At 70.6% G+C, this 14,090-nt stretch carries 15 protein-coding genes; 8 read left to right on the plus strand and 7 right to left on the minus strand.

The genetic code is table 11. The features are described from left to right. Positions 1-40 precede the first annotated feature (40 nt). The 4 genes from ACWIHT_RS39120 to mscL all read left to right on the plus strand — a co-directional run bounded on the left by ACWIHT_RS39120 (position 41) and on the right by mscL (position 2,695). Positions 41-370, plus strand: a complete 330-nt coding sequence (locus ACWIHT_RS39120) for an FmdB family zinc ribbon protein (RefSeq protein ID WP_456173276.1) — start codon at positions 41-43, stop codon at positions 368-370. Positions 371-525: 155 nt separating this feature from the next. Then, positions 526-1,359: an S-methyl-5'-thioadenosine phosphorylase gene (locus tag ACWIHT_RS39125; RefSeq protein WP_456173278.1), complete on the plus strand. Its 834-nt coding sequence runs from the start codon at positions 526-528 to the stop codon at positions 1,357-1,359. A gap of 169 nt (positions 1,360-1,528) precedes the next feature. Then, a complete protein-coding gene (locus ACWIHT_RS39130; protein WP_456173279.1) occupies positions 1,529-2,074 on the plus strand; it encodes a hypothetical protein in 546 nt (181 codons plus the stop codon). 159 nt (positions 2,075-2,233) lie between these two features. Beyond that, a complete protein-coding gene (gene mscL / locus ACWIHT_RS39135; protein ID WP_200715037.1) occupies positions 2,234-2,695 on the plus strand; it encodes a large conductance mechanosensitive channel protein MscL in 462 nt (153 codons plus the stop codon). Positions 2,696-2,763: 68 nt separating this feature from the next. On the opposite strand, the gene ACWIHT_RS39140 is transcribed toward mscL, so the two are convergent. After that, complete coding sequence (locus tag ACWIHT_RS39140) at positions 2,764-2,949, minus strand: hypothetical protein (protein ID WP_200715036.1); 186 nt, start codon at positions 2,947-2,949, stop codon at positions 2,764-2,766. Positions 2,950-3,061: 112 nt separating this feature from the next. On the opposite strand from ACWIHT_RS39140, the gene ACWIHT_RS39145 reads away from it, so the two are divergent. From ACWIHT_RS39145 to ACWIHT_RS39160, 4 genes are all read left to right on the plus strand, one after another. After that, positions 3,062-4,264, plus strand: a complete 1,203-nt coding sequence (locus tag ACWIHT_RS39145; protein ID WP_456173280.1) for a low temperature requirement protein A — start codon at positions 3,062-3,064, stop codon at positions 4,262-4,264. Positions 4,265-4,392: 128 nt separating this feature from the next. Next, the gene (locus ACWIHT_RS39150; RefSeq protein WP_456173281.1) at positions 4,393-5,421 is read left to right on the plus strand and encodes a P1 family peptidase; all 1,029 of its coding nucleotides are present in this window, start codon (positions 4,393-4,395) and stop codon (positions 5,419-5,421) included. A 210-nt stretch (positions 5,422-5,631) separates the two neighbouring features. Continuing rightward, entirely contained in the window at positions 5,632-6,861 is a 1,230-nt protein-coding gene (locus ACWIHT_RS39155; RefSeq protein WP_456173282.1) for a L,D-transpeptidase, read from the plus strand. A gap of 157 nt (positions 6,862-7,018) precedes the next feature. After that, positions 7,019-7,768, plus strand: a complete 750-nt coding sequence (locus tag ACWIHT_RS39160) for a DUF6227 family protein (protein WP_456173283.1) — start codon at positions 7,019-7,021, stop codon at positions 7,766-7,768. A gap of 40 nt (positions 7,769-7,808) precedes the next feature. On the opposite strand, the gene ACWIHT_RS39165 is transcribed toward ACWIHT_RS39160, so the two are convergent. The 6 genes from ACWIHT_RS39165 to ACWIHT_RS39190 form a co-directional block, all read right to left on the minus strand. After that, entirely contained in the window at positions 7,809-8,063 is a 255-nt protein-coding gene (locus tag ACWIHT_RS39165) for a hypothetical protein (protein ID WP_456173284.1), read from the minus strand. Between the two features lie 93 nt (positions 8,064-8,156). After that, the gene (locus ACWIHT_RS39170; RefSeq protein ID WP_456173285.1) at positions 8,157-10,190 is read right to left on the minus strand and encodes a PTS fructose transporter subunit IIABC; all 2,034 of its coding nucleotides are present in this window, start codon (positions 10,188-10,190) and stop codon (positions 8,157-8,159) included. A gap of 163 nt (positions 10,191-10,353) precedes the next feature. Then, entirely contained in the window at positions 10,354-11,301 is a 948-nt protein-coding gene (gene pfkB, locus ACWIHT_RS39175; RefSeq protein ID WP_456173286.1) for a 1-phosphofructokinase, read from the minus strand. Next, positions 11,298-12,059 (minus strand): DeoR/GlpR family DNA-binding transcription regulator, encoded by a 762-nt coding sequence (locus ACWIHT_RS39180; RefSeq protein WP_456173287.1) that lies wholly within the window; start codon positions 12,057-12,059, stop codon positions 11,298-11,300. The genes pfkB and ACWIHT_RS39180 overlap by 4 nt, the downstream gene beginning before the upstream one ends. Positions 12,060-12,224: 165 nt before the next feature. Then, positions 12,225-12,713, minus strand: a complete 489-nt coding sequence (locus tag ACWIHT_RS39185) for a hypothetical protein (protein ID WP_456173288.1) — start codon at positions 12,711-12,713, stop codon at positions 12,225-12,227. 12 nt (positions 12,714-12,725) lie between these two features. After that, positions 12,726-13,466, minus strand: a complete 741-nt coding sequence (locus ACWIHT_RS39190) for a Crp/Fnr family transcriptional regulator (protein ID WP_456173289.1) — start codon at positions 13,464-13,466, stop codon at positions 12,726-12,728. Positions 13,467-14,090: the final 624 nt, after the last annotated feature.

Consider the following 14,090-nt stretch of genomic DNA (forward strand, 5'->3'; position numbering starts at 1 on the left):
GTTAGCACTCATTGACTGAGAGTGCCAGGAGGAAGACACAGTGCCGACCTACCAGTACCAGTGCACCGAGTGCGGCGAGGGCCTTGAAGCGGTCCAGAAGTTCACCGACGACGCGCTGACCGAGTGCCCCAATTGCGGTGGCCGCCTGAAGAAGGTGTTCTCCGCGGTCGGCATTGTCTTCAAGGGCTCCGGTTTCTACCGGAACGACAGCCGCGGCTCCTCGTCGAGCAGCTCGCCGGCCACCGCGAAGCCGTCGACGTCCTCAGACGCGAAGCCGTCCACGCCGTCGACCACGTCCTCGTCCTCGGACTCCAAGTCGAAGTCGTCGAGCTCGGGCTCCTCGTCGGGCAGCAGCAGCTCCGCCGCGTAGCCCACGTAGACCCCGCAGGACTTCTCGACCGCGGGACCCTGTCGTCGTACGACGACAGGGTCTTCGGTGTTTTCCGAGCAGGTTTCCACACCAGTTCCTGTACCGATTCCTGAGCCCGTTCCTGCGCCTTTTCGGCGGCGGCTAGTGTGCCGGTCATGGCGAACGCAGAGATCGGCGTAATCGGCGGCTCCGGCTTCTACTCGTTCCTGGACGACGTGACCGAGATCCAGGTGGACACGCCCTATGGGCCACCCAGTGACTCCCTCTTCCTCGGCGAGATCGCCGGCCGGCGGGTGGCGTTCCTGCCCCGGCACGGGCACGGCCACCATCTGCCGCCGCACCGCATCAACTACCGGGCCAACCTCTGGGCGTTGCGCTCCGTGGGCGTGCGCCAGGTCCTCGGTCCGTGCGCCGTGGGCGGGCTGCGCCCCGAGTACGGGCCGGGCACGCTGCTGGTACCGGACCAGTTGGTGGACCGTACGAAGTCCCGGGCGGCGACGTACTTCGACGGACTGCCGCTGCCCGACGGCACGGTGCCGAACGTCGTGCACGTGTCCCTGGCCGACCCCTACTGCCCGACCGGCCGGGCCGCGGCGTTGAAGGCGGCGCGCGGGCAGGACTGGGAGCCGGTCGACGGCGGCACGCTCGTGGTGGTCGAGGGGCCGCGTTTCTCGACCCGCGCCGAATCCCTCTGGCACCAGGCCCAGGGCTGGTCCGTGGTCGGCATGACCGGCCACCCCGAGGCACCGCTCGCCCGTGAACTGGAGCTCTGCTACTCCTCGTTGACCCTGGTCACCGACCTCGACGCGGGCGCCGAGACCGGCGAGGGCGTCTCGCACGACGAGGTGCTGCAGGTGTTCGCGGCCAACGTGGACCGGCTGCGGGGCGTGTTGTTCGACACGGTGGCCGCGCTGCCGGAGACCGAGGCACGGGACTGCCTGTGCGCGAACGCGCTGGGCGGGATGGATCCCGGGTTCGAACTGCCGTAGACGGGGACCGTGGGGAGGGGACGGTGAGGGCTGCCGTGCTGTGGAACTTCCCGTTCGGGTGAGGGAGTTGTCCACAACCGGCGGGTAGCACACGGGCTCCGGCAGGCCTTGACGGATTCACGCATCGTGGGACCGCAAACCCGATCCCTCGTCGCAGGTGGTGGTCCACATGTCCCTCTCCCCTCCCTTTCCACGCCCGTTGGGCACCGATGCTCCGGCCACGTGCGAGGTGCCGCACTTCGCGCCGGTGCGGGTGCGCGGCGGGTGGTACCAACTGCGCCGGCTGCTACGGCACCGGAGGCGGGCTGTGGCCGCCGGGCTCGCGGTGACGGCGGTCGCGCTCATCGCGGCCGGCCCGCGTGACGCGGCGGAGGCACGGCACGGCGAGCGACCCCGCGGGCATCCGGTGGCCGATCCGCCACGGCAGCAGCGCCGGGCGGTCGAGTGGGTGTCGGCGCCGGTGCGAATCGCCGACGCCGCTACGGTCCGGCTGCTGCGGTCCGGCGACCGGGTCGATGTGATCGCGGCACAGGACACGGCGGCGGGCGGTGACGCCGAGGTGGTCGCGCGCGGGGCGCGGGTGACGAAGGTGCCCGAGCCGCTCGACGAGGCGGCCGGCAGCGGGGCGTTGGTGGTGCTCTCGGTGCCGCGCGCAACGGCGGCGCGGCTGGCCGGTGCGAGTGCCACGGCACGGCTGGCGGTGACGATGTGTTGAGCCGCGCTCTCCGTATCGTGACCCGCGCCTTCCGGCGCATGTGCGAATTCGTGTCAAGTCCCTCGTTCGAGCTACCGAATTGGACACGGCGGCCACGCCTTGACGTAGGTTGCGGAGCTGTTCGTTCCACACCGTACGCGTGCGAGAAGAGGCTCCGAGTTGAGCGAGAAGAAGAAGGAACCGAGCGTCTGGCAGGGGTTCAAGACCTTCCTGATGCGCGGGAACGTCGTCGATCTGGCAGTCGCGGTGGTCATCGGCGCCGCCTTCACGAACATCGTCAACTCGGTGGTGAAGGGGCTCATCAACCCGCTCGTCGGCGCGATCGGCACGCAGAACCTCGACAGCTACAGCTCGTGCCTGAGCGACAGCTGCTCAGGGGACAAGGGCATCCAGTTGATGTGGGGTTCGGTGCTGGGCGCCGCCCTCAGCTTCGTGATTACCGCGGCGGTGGTCTACTTCCTGATGGTCCTGCCGATGTCGAAGTACCTGGCCCGGCAGGAGGCTCAGCGCAAGGCCAAGGAGGGCACCCACGAGGTCATCGAGATCACCGAGCTGGAGGTCCTCAAGGAGATCCGCGACGCGCTCGTCGCTCAGCGCGGCAACGGACACCGGGAGCCGTAGCAGGCGGCTCGGGTGCACCAGGAGTCGCAGACGGCGGCTCGGACGTACCAGGAGCCGTAGCCGACGGCTCAGATGTGGTGGGGCGGCTTCTCGTCGAGGAAGCGCCTGAGATCGGCGGCGCTGTCGCCCTCGGCCCGCTCGCCCCACCCGCGATCCGTGTCGTCCGAGGAGGGCCGGCTCAGCGGGTCGTCGAAGACCAGCGCGGGCTTCGGCTCGATCGGATCGCGCGGCTCGGGGGCGGGGGCGGTACTCATACCTCCAGGGTACGACCGAGGGGGCGCCTGACGGCGCCGCGGGCGAAGCGGTCGGTCCCGGCCGACCCGGCCGCTTCTGAAATCCCTGCCGTTATCTGCTGTGCTTGTCCGCATGACGTCCGAGATTCCAAGACCCCTGCGCCCGCTCACCGCCCGCGGCCGGGACGAACCGCACCGGGTCGCCTCGCCGTTGGAGCTCTTCTTCGACCTGTGTTTCGTCGTGGCCATCGCGCAGGCGGGCGTCCAGCTGGCGCACGCCGTGGCCGAGGGGCACGCGGGCGAGGGCGTCCTCAGTTACGCGATGCAGTTCTTCGCGATCTGGTGGGCCTGGATGAATTTCTCCTGGTTCGCCTCGGCGTACGACAACGACGACGTGCTCTACCGGGTCGTCACCCTGGTGCAGATCTCCGGCGTCCTGGTTCTCGCGGCCGGGGTCTCACGGGCCTTCGAGCAGCACGACTACCTGGTGGTCTGGCTCGGCTACGTGATCATGCGGCTGGCGATGGCCACGCAGTGGCTGCGGGCCGCACGGGCCGCCACCGGGCCGGAGCGGACGATGGCATTGCGGTACGCGGGCGGCGTGCTGCTCTGCACGGTCGGCTGGACGGGCCTGGTGATCCTGCCGGAACAGGCCCGAGGCTGGGTGTTCCTCGTGATGGTGATCGCCGAACTGTGCGTGCCGCGCTATGCGGAGAAAGACTTCCCTACGCCGTGGCATCCGCACCACATCTCGGAGCGGTACGGACTGTTCACGATCATCGTGCTGGGCGAGTCGATCGCGGCGGCCACGGTCGCCGTGAAGTCGGCGGTGGACGAGCACGACGCGCTGGGCGAGTTGCTGCCCATCGCGGCGGGTGGGCTGCTGATCGTTTTCGCCGCCTGGTGGATCTACTTCGTGGTGCCGATCCACGGCCATCTCCGGTCCAACCAGCAGGCGTTCCTGTGGGGTTACGGCCACTATCTGATCTTCGCGTCGGCGGCCACGATCGGCGCAGGACTGGAGGTGGCGGTCACGGAGGCCATCGGCAAGGCGCACATCTCCACGCCGGCCGCGTCCGCCACGGTGACCGTGCCGACGGCGCTGTACCTGCTCAGCGTGTGGGTGCTGCACGCCCGTCACTACAAGGTGGGCGTCGCCCAGCAACTGGTGCTTCCCGTGGCCGCGTCGCTGGTGATCTGCTGCACCTTCCTGGGCTCCTGGGCGGTGCTCGCGGCGGGCCTGGTGTCGGCGCTGACGGTGGCGGTCGGCACGACCCTGACCGCACTCGCGGCCGCCGGGAAGAGCAGGGCCGAGGCGACGGCGACGGTGGGCTGACCGGCACGCGCGACTGGCCGACCACCAGCGGAACAACCCCCCACACCCAGCCGACCAGCAGCACAACAACCACCCCCACCGCGCCGCCGGTCCCCGGATCCGCCGCACGCTGCGTGAGACTGACCTCCATGACAGTTGACGCATTGACGGACGTGGCCGGCGTGCGGGTGGGCCATGCGACACGGTCGGGGGACGGTTGGCTCACCGGTACGACCGTGGTGCTCGCGCCGGAGGGCGGGGCGGTGGCCGCCGTGGACGTGCGCGGCGGCGGACCCGGCACCAAGGAGACCGACGCGCTCGATCCGCGCAATGTGGTGCAGCGGGTCGAGGCGATCGTGCTGACCGGCGGCAGCGCGTACGGGCTGGACGCCGCGTCCGGGGTGATGGCCTGGCTGGAGGAGCAGGGGCGCGGGGTGCGGGTGGGCGCGGATCCGACGCATGTCGTGCCGGTGGTGCCCGCGGCCTGTGCCTTCGACCTGGGGCGGGGCGGCGACTTCAAGGCCAGGCCGGACGCCGCCACCGGGCGGGCTGCGGTGGAGGCCGCCGCGATCAGCGGGCCGGGGGTGCGGGTGCGTGAGGGGTGCGTGGGTGCCGGTACGGGTGCCGCGGTCGGGCCGATGAAGGGTGGTGTCGGGACCGCGAGCATCGTGCTGGAGTCGGGGATCACGGTGGCCGCGCTGGTGGTCGCGAACGCGGCGGGGTCGGTGACGGATCCCGAAACGGGCGTCCTGTACGGGGAGTTGTTCCAGGGGCGCGTGACGTATCCGGAAGCGCATGTGCACGAGGCCGCGCGCCGGCGTCTCGCCGAGACCGCCGCGAAGAACGCGCCTCCCCCGCTCAACACGACGCTCGCGGTGGTCGCCACCGACGCGGACCTGTCCAAGGCGCAGGCGCAGAAGCTGGCCGGTACGGCGCACGACGGCATCGCGCGTGCCGTGCGGCCGGTGCATCTGCTGCACGACGGGGACACGGTGTTCGCGCTGGCCACCGGGGCCCGCCCGCTCGACGCCGAACACCCTCTCGCCCTGAACGACATCCTCGCGGCCGGCGCGGACGTGGTGACCCGGGCGATCGTGCGCGCGGTGCGGGCAGCCGAGTCGGTGGACGGGCCGGGCGGGGCGTGGCCGTCGTACGAGGAGCTGTACGGGAGGCGGTAGGGGCGGAAGGGGCCCCTGTGGCAGTGGGCGTCCGGTGTTTCCGGGGATCCGTCGCGGTGTTTGTCGCGGTTCTGTCACCGGATGGCGTTCGTGGGGAACGGCGGGAACCCGTGTGGGGGTTGGGGCGCTCTTTGTCCACGCATCGCAGCGGATCACGCATCACACATCACCACTGCGCATTTCGCACACCACACGAACCTGGAGCAGCCCGTGACAACGCCGGACATAGCAGCGCGGCGCGTACTGGGGGCCATCGCCGCCCTGGTGGTCGGCACCCTCACCCTCAGCGCGTGCGGCGGCAACGCCAGCGCGGACACCGACACCAGCGGCAAGGGTGGTGGCGGCAAGACGTCGGTCAAGACGTCCACCGCGAAGATCGTCATCTCGGCGAAGGACGGTTCGGCCAACGCGTCCATCAACGCGACGGGCGTGCGGGTCAGCGACGGCAAGCTGACCGACGTGAAGATGACGGTGGCCGGCTCGGGGCAGGCCGTGGAGGGCGTGGTCTCCGCGGACGGCGGGAGCTGGAAGCCGAAGGAGCAGTTGGAGCGCGGTACGAAGTACCAGATCTCGGCGACCGCGAAGGACGCGAGCGGCAAGGTCTCCGCGGCCAACTCGATCTTCACGACGGTCAGTTCGGCCAACAGCTTCATAGGGACGTACACGCCGGACAACGGGACGACGGTCGGTGTGGGGATGCCGGTGTCGTTCACCTTCGACAAGGTGATCGGCGACAAGAAGGCCGTGCAGTCGCACATCACGGTCGCCTCCAGCAGCGGGCAGCAGGTCGTGGGGCACTGGTTCGGGGCGCAGCGGCTCGACTTCCGGCCGCAGGAGTACTGGAAGGCCGGTTCCAAGGTCACGATGAAGATCGACCTGGACGGTGTGGAGGGCGCGAACGGCGTCTACGGCGTGCAGAAGAAGACCGTGACCTTCACCGTCGGCCGTTCGCAGGTCTCCACGGTCGACGTGAACACGCAGACCATGACGGTGGTGCGGGACGGTCAGACCCTCAAGTCGTTGCCGATCTCCTCGGGCAGCCCGGAACACACCACGTACAACGGGCAGATGGTGATCTCCGAGAAGTTCACGCAGACCCGGATGAACAGCCAGACGGTCGGGCTGGGCGGCGAGTACGACATCCCGGACGTGCCGCACGCGATGCGGCTGACCTCGTCGGGGACGTTCATCCACGGCAACTACTGGTACAACAAGGCCAATCCGCCCTTCGGCCAGACCGGCACCAGTCACGGCTGTGTGGGGCTCGCGGACGTACAGGGCGCGCAGGGCGCCACGAATGCCAAGTGGTTCTACGACAACTCCCTCGTCGGGGACGTCGTGGTCGTGAAGAACTCCCCCGACAAGACGGTCGCCCCGGACAACGGGCTCAACGGCTGGAACCTGGCGTGGAGCGAGTGGACCGCCGGAAGTGCCGCCTGACCGGCAGGTTTTGACGGATCTTCGGGCCGCGCGGGAACATCTCGCGCGGCCCGCGCGTTTTCCGGGCATACGTTTTCTCGGTTCCCGGGCACGATGTCCGACCGAGGGGCTACGGTATGCACCCACAAGGTGACATGCAGCAACGCCGGGAGAAGCCTTGAGCGTTCCGTACGACACGGCAGCGTACGAACCACCCGAGTCGCACGAGTCTCCGGAGGAGCACCTCGCGCGACTGCTCGGCCGTGCCCTGAACTCCTTCGAGATGCCGGACGAGACGATACGGCAGGTCCTGGACTGCGCGCTGGCGTACGACAGTTCGCTGCACTCCGCGCACCACAGCGCGGGTCTGCACCGGGAGACGTACCGGCACACGTGGCTGCTCAGCGACGGTTCGGCGCTGACCCTATGGGAGCTCGTCCACAACACCGTGCTGGGCCGTGAGGCGCAGCACGAGGTGTACGTCGACGAGGAGGAGCTGCGCACGGCGACCGCGCGGCTGCCGATGCCGCCGGACACGACGGACTTCGAACTCCCGGTGCTGGTGCACCTGTCACCGATCCCGGAGCCCCGGCACTCCTATCTGGCGGACAACTCGGCGGACCACGCGCGCCGCTTATTGCGCCGCGCGGAGAACACGGACCGGCCGGACGAGGAGACGGCGGCGCTGCTGACGACGGCGTTCGCGCACCAGATCATCCAGGCCTTCGGCCGCCCCTACCGAGCGGGCCGCGCGGCGGTGTGCTTCTCGCTCTACGAGCACGCGTTCCTGTTGCCCGACAACACGGAGATCTCTCTGTGGGAGGTCGAGCACACGGCCACGCCCGACGGCCGTCACATGTGCGAGGTGTACATCAGCGAGGACGCGGCCCGGGACGCGATGGAGCGGCGGGCGGCGCAGGTCTCGTAGGACTTCGGGCAGGAAGCCCGGGCAGAACCCCGGGCGCGGGTCAGCGTCCGTCGCTGAGCTGGCGTACGAGACCCGCGAAGGCGTCGCGTTCCGCGGGGGTCAGTTCGACGGACTCCAGGTGGGGAGCGGTGTCGCGTTGGCCCGGGAGGCCGTGGAGCGGGTGGGCCGCGTGCCAGACGGTGGGTTCGACGAGGGCGCGGCGCAGGATGCGCGTCAGGCCGAGCACCCAGGCGACGGTCGCCAGGGCGAGGACGGCCACACCGGTCAGCTGGAGGATCGAGACGTGCGCAGGCATGCGTTCCAGTAGACACCACGGTCCGGGACCGTGGTCCCGGACCGTGACGTATCTCGCAGTTGCCGTGAACAACTCACGGCGGCCCAAAAGCGGCTAGGCGGCGACCGGCTGCTTGGCGTCCGCCGCGGGGGCGGACATGTCCTCCGGCGCTCCGGGGGCAGCGGCACCGGCGGTCGGCTTGCGCATGCCCTTCAGTACGACGACCAGGCCCGCCGTGACGGACATGCCGACCGCGATGGCGATCAGGTAGAGGAACGGGCTGCCGATCAGCGGGACCACGAAGATGCCGCCGTGCGGGGCGCGCAGGGTCGCGCCGAACGCCATCGACAGGGAGCCGGTGATCGCGCCGCCCACCATCGCGGACGGGATGACCCGCAGCGGGTCGGCCGCCGCGAACGGGATGGCGCCCTCGGAGATGAAGGAGGCGCCCAGGACCCAGGCGGCCTTGCCGTTCTCGCGCTCGGTCTCGGTGAAGAGCTTGCCGCGCACGGTCGTCGCCAGGGCCATCGCCAGCGGCGGGACCATGCCGGCCGCCATGACCGCGGCCATGATCTTCATCGCGGAGTCACTGGGGTTGGAGACCGCGATGCCCGCCGTGGCGAAGGTGTACGCGACCTTGTTGACCGGGCCGCCGAGGTCGAAGCACATCATCAGGCCGAGCAGGGCGCCCAGCAGGATGGCGTTCGAGCCGCTGAGGCCGTTGAGCCAGTCGGTCATGCCCTTCTGCGCGGAGGCGATCGGTTTGCCGATCACCACGAACATCAGGAACCCGACGACCGCCGTGGAGATCAGTGGGATCACCACCACCGGCATGATCCCGCGAACCGCCTTGGGGATCTTCACCTTCTGGATGGCCAGCACCACACCACCGGCGATCAGACCGGCCGCGAGGCCACCCAGGAAGCCGGCGTTGATGGTGGAGGCGATCATGCCGCCGACGAAGCCCGGCACCAGGCCCGGCCGGTCGGCCATGCCGTAGGCGATGTAGCCCGCCAGCACCGGGACGAGGAAGCCGAAGGCCACGGCGCCGATCTGGAACATCAGCGCGGCCCAGCTGTCGGTCTGCGTCCACACGAAGTGCTGCATGACCGAGGGCGCGGACTTGATCTCGTAGCCGCCGATCGCGAAGCCGAGGGCGATCAGCAGACCGCCGGCCGCGACGAACGGGACCATGTAACTGACGCCGGACATCAGCCACTTGCGGAGCATCGTGCCGTAGCCCTCGCCCGGCTCGCCGCCGCGTTCGACGGGGGTGGCGGCGCCCGCACCGGCGGTCACCTCGCCGCGCTCGGCCTTGCCCCGGACCTCGGTGATCAGTTCGGTGGGGCGGTTGATGCCCGCCTTCACGCCGACGTCGACGGTGGGCTTGCCCGCGAAGCGGGCCTTGTCGCGTACGGGTACGTCGTGGGCGAAGATCACGCCGTCCGCCGCCGCGATGACCGCCGGGTCGAGCCGGGTGAAACCGGCCGAGCCCTGGGTCTCCACGACGAGTTCGACACCGGCGTCGCGGCCCGCGTTCTCCAGCGACTCGGCCGCCATGTAGGTGTGCGCGATACCGGTGGGGCAGGAGGTGACGGCGACGATCCGGAACGGACGGTCGCCGCCCCCCGCCGTCTCCGTGCTGCCCGCCGCGGCACCGGCGGAGGCCGCCGCCGGTGCCGCGGCGGAGTCTGTGGATCCCGTGGGCTCGTCGCCGCGGATCAGCGCCGCCGCGCTCTCCGCGTCGCCCACCGACCGCAGCGCGGACGTGAACTCGGCGTTCATCAGCTGCCGGGCGAGCGCCGACAGGATGGTGAGGTGGGCGTCGTCGGCGCCCGCGGGCGCGGCGATCAGGAAGATCAGGTCGGCGGGGCCGTCCGGGGCGCCGAAGTCGACGCCCTCCGCGCTGCGCCCGAAGGCGAGGGACGGCTCGGTGACGTACTCGCTGCGGCAGTGCGGGATGCCGATGCCGCCGTCGAGGCCGGTCGGCATCTGCGCCTCGCGGGCGGCCACGTCGGCGAGGAAGCCGTCGAGGTCGGTGACCCGGCCCTGGGCGACCATGCGCTCGGCGAGGGCACGTGCCGCCGCCTCTTTGGTATCGGCGGACAGGTCGAGGTCGACCAGGTCCGCGGTGATCATCTCGCTCATCGCGGGCTCCTTCGCACGCGTATCGCCCGGGGAGTGCCGTGGGCGGGGGTGGGGACGGGGGTACTGCGGGGTGTCGCGGTGGGGGTGGCGGCGGCGGTTAAGAGCGGGGAGTGCCGCCGCCCTGTGGCCGGTTCGAGGGGCGCCCTGAAGGCCGTAGAAACGTTCATGCGACCGGCTCCGTCAGGACGAGGTCTACCGGGACGTCGGCTGTGACCGTCACCGCGGCCGGGTCGAGGTCGGCGGGGGTGGGCATCACGCTGCCGGGGAGTTGGACGGCCGCCGCGCCGTGGGCGACGGCCGAGGCGAGGGCCTCCGGGCCGTGGCCGCCGGCGATCAGGAAGCCGGCCAGCGAGGAGTCCCCCGCGCCGACATTGCTGCGTACGGCGTCGACGCGCGCGCTGCCGTACCAGGCGCCCGAGGCGTCCACCAGCAGTTGGCCGTCCGCGCCGAGGCTGGCGAGGACCGCGCCCGCGCCCAACTCCCGTAGTTCTTCGGCCGCCTTGACGGCGTCGCCGACGGTGGCGAGGGGGCGGGAGACGGCTTCCGCCAACTCCTCGGCGTTGGGCTTGACGACGTCCGGGCGTTCGCGCAGGGCCTCGATGAGCGCGGGGCCCGAGGTGTCCAGGGCGATACGGACGCCGGCCGCGTGCGCGCGGGCGACCAACTCGGCGTACCAGGACGGCGCGAGGCCGCGCGGGAGGCTGCCGCAGCAGGCGATCCAGTCGGCGTCACGGGACTGCTGCCGGACCGTCTCCAGGAGCAACTCCTGTTCGGCGGCGGTCAGTTCGGGGCCGGGGGCGTTGATCTTCGTGAGGACGCCGTCCGCCTCCGCGAGGGCGATGTTCGAGCGGGTGGCCCCGGCGACCGGGACCGGCGCGACCTCGATGCCCTGCGCGTCGAGCAGGCTGGCGACCAGCGCGCCCGGCGCACCGCCGAGCGGCAGGACGGCGACCGTACGACGGCCCGCGGCGGCGACCGCGCGGGAGACGTTGACGCCCTTGCCGCCCGGGTCCATGCGCTCGCCGGTGGCCCGTATGACTTCGCCGCGGTCCAGGGAGGGGACCTCGTAGGTGCGGTCGAGGGACGGGTTCGGGGTGACCGTGAGGATCATGCGCGCACTACTTCCATGCCGCCGCGCTCCATGGCGGTGGCGTCTTCTGGGCTCAGCCCGCTGTCGGTGATCAGGAGGTCCACGTCGCTCAGGGCGCCGAAGCGGGCGAAGTGCTCCTGCCCGTGCTTCGCGGAGTCGGCGAGCAGCACGACGCGGCGGGCGGCGCCCATCGCCGCGTGCTTGACCGCGGCCTCGGCGAGGTCGGGCGTGGTCAGCCCGTGCTCGACGGAGAAGCCGTTGGCCGCCACGAACACGACATCGGCGCGGATCTCGCCGTAGGCCCGCAGCGCCCAGGCGTCGACGGCGGCGCGCGTACGGTGCCGTACGCGCCCCCCGACGAGGTGGAGCTGCATGCCCGGGTGATCCGCGAGGCGGGCCGCGATGGGCAGGGAGTGGGTGACGACGGTGAGTTCGGCCTCCAGCGGGACGATGCCCGCGAGGCGGGCCACCGTCGTACCGGCGTCGAGGATCACCGTGCCCTGCATGGGCAGTTCGGCGAGGGCCGCCTTGGCGATGCGGTCCTTCTCGTCGGCCGCCGTCGACTCGCGTTCGGCGAGGTCGGGCTCGAAGTCGAGCCGTCCGGCCGGTATGGCCCCGCCGTGCACCCGGCGGAGCAGACCCGCGCGGTCGAGGGCCTTCAGGTCGCGGCGGATCGTCTCCGCGGTGACCTGGAACTCCTCGGCCAGCGATACGACGTCGACCCGGCCGCCGTCACGGGCCAGCCGGAGGATCTCCTGCTGCCGCTCCGGTGCGTACATGTCCGTTCGCCTCCGACCAGTGCCCGAACTTGTGGTTTCGCTCGGAGGCTACGCCCACATTTCCGGAAAGTAAACAGGTTCGGGCATCAGGTGGACATGAACGGGCAGAGAGGCAACATCGACGGGGGTCGCCGGGGGCGACGGGGGCAACGGGGGCAACAGGGATCAGCCGCGGCGGAGGTCCTTGATCCTCTTCTCGGCGGCGAGGACGGCGCGCACCAGGTCGCCCCGGGCGGCCTCCTGCCGCATGGCCTGGACGAGCTGGGCGCGGTGCTGCTGGGCGCTGACGCGTCCGGCGGCCGGGGCCGGCTCGGGCAGGGCGGTGGCGACGTAGTCCTTCACGCACTCGACGACCTTCCGCAGTTCGGGGCGGAGGGCCTCGGTGGTGTCGGCTATTCCCTCGATCATGTTGCCGATCTGCGCGATCTCGGCGAAGTCGTCGGCCGCGCAGGGCTTCCGGGTGAGGCGGCACTGGGCCTTGTACAGGTCGGCGAGCCACTCGGCGGGCTTGTCGTATTCGGCGTTCGTCTCGTCCTTGCGACGGATCATCCGGGTCCAGGCGAAGACCCGTCGCTGGTGCCGGTACATCAGAAAACCGACGAGACCCCCGCCGAGGGCGGACACACCGGACACCGCGAGGGTGCTGGTCATCATGCTGTGGTCCGTTCAGGGGTGGGCGTTCCCGGCGGCACGGTGGCGCAGCGCGTCCACGTCGTGGATGACGAACCGGCGGTACCCGGCTTCGACGATCCCGTGGTAGCGCAGGTCTCTGATCGCGTTCTCCGTGGTGGAGACGGCGAGTTGGAGCGCGGCGGCGAGGTCCTTCTGACTCGGGCCGGTGACCCTGACGCGGTCCGCCCGGGGGTCGGGGCGGCCCGCGGTGTCGGCGAGGTGGGCGAGGAGCCCGCTGACCCGCTCCAGGGGCGGCCTGGTGGCCATGGTGTAGACGAGTTCGTCGCTGCGGCTGCGGTCCTCCAGGCTGCGCAGCAGGGCGCGCTGGACCTCGGGCCACTTGCGCAGCAGAACGTTGAAGTGGTGGGCACGGCAGGGGATGACGACGGTCCCGGTCAGGCACTTGGTGCTGACGGCGGAGTCGTCGGTGACGAGCTTGGCCTCGCCGACCAGCTGGCCGCGGCCCCGGAACCGGGTGACGGTGGGGACGTTCTCCCCCGCGCCCAGCGGGAAGCGGTCCTGGCGTACGACGCCGTCCCAGATGATGTACACGTCCCGGTCGGCCGACCCGATCGGCAGCTGCTCGTCGCGCGCGAAGGTACGGCCGCGCAGGCCGGTCCGCAGCAGCGAACACCAGTCCTCGGCCGCCAGCCACCGCAGGAAGCTTCCCTCGGGCTGATTCTCGGGGGCCAGGAGGAGATCGGGCGGGCGGGCGGTGTCGACGGTCGAGGGCACGCTCACTCCCCCGCTCCGGCGTACGCGCCCTGCGGTACGCGCTGGTGGCGAGGTATCACGGTACGCATGAGGTCTGAATTCCTTTCTCAGTTTCTCTGTTCTGTTGAGGTTCTGGAGCCCCGCTGGTCGGCGGGGTTCCGGAGTGACGGGTCCGGCCTCCCTCTCCGGGAGGTACGGCAACCGCCCGGTTGGTGAGGCCGGGCGGGCGGAAACAGCAGCGGGACAGACCGTACCGCTGGTCGCGAGAGATAAGCCAGTCGGCATTCCGAAGGCACCAGGACGGTTAGCGATCATGGTCGAAACCCCCTCGCCATGGGGTTTTACGACGGGAGATCACGCGCGCTCCGAATGGAAAAGTAGCCACCCATTGCGTAATTACCAATCCGCTTATCCCCGTTATCGGCGTGCCCTCCGGGACACGGCGGGGAACTTCTCCGCCGGGCGACATATGACGTCCACACAAACGGGCGGCAAAGACGAGAGGCCCCGGGGCACCACCCCCAGGACCTCCCGGAAAGGTCCGGACCCGTCAGGATCAGACCGCTGCCCAGTAAACACCACGGACCTGCTTTGGGTCACTCCCCGTCAGTCAGGAAACGGCCCGCACCGCCGGACGACCGGCCC

It is taken from the genome of Streptomyces sp. NPDC002276 (assembly GCF_053891435.1).